Source organism: Stenotrophomonas sp. P5_B8 (genome assembly GCF_054049855.1).
In genome coordinates, this window is the sequence record NZ_JBFULO010000850.1 from 1 (window position 1) to 634 (window position 634).

Annotated in this window: 1 pseudogene; it reads right to left on the bottom strand. The window is 64.0% G+C overall.

What is annotated here, in order from left to right:
- Window positions 1-260: 260 nt before the first annotated feature.
- Window positions 261-634: pseudogene (locus ACXJKH_RS21815) on the bottom strand (MFS transporter); the annotation flags it as partial.

Below are 634 nucleotides of genomic sequence, written 5' to 3' on the forward strand. Positions count from 1 at the left end.
GTCGGAGACGTGCGGAAACTGATCGGGCATTTCGATGTCCCTACAAATCCTGTGCAAGGAATATTTATCCTGATCAGAGATATGTCAAGCTCAATTAGAAAATAGTGTCTCAATAAGGAGTATTGCGCTGCAGCAATTCGAGCGCGCCCAGGGCCGCTTCCCAGACCGATTGGCGCCTGGTGGGCGCACTGCGCCGGACCACGGGCCGCGATCAAGCGCGATCGTCACCACACCGATAAGCACGGTGCGGCACCGACACCTCAACCCGCGCGCACCGCACGGGCAGCCGGGGCAGCGTCCTGCGGGGCAGGTGAGGCGTTGCCAGCCAACAGCGGTCGCGCGCGGCGTTCCAGCCGCAGTAGCAGGATGGCAACGAGCATGCAGGTGCCGCCCATCAGCGAGAAAAACACCGCACTGGACAGCGTTGACCACAGCGTGCCGACGGCGCCGGCCAGCAGATTGCCGCCGAACGAGGCCAGGAACCAGAACGCGATGATCGTCGCGCCGAAGCCTGCCGGCGCCAGGCGCGCGAACAGACCCAGCCCCACCGGCAGAATGAAAAGCTCGCCCAGGGTGAAGATCGCAAAGAACAGCGCGGCCCACAGCCAGCCGACCTTGGCCGACGGTTCGCCGC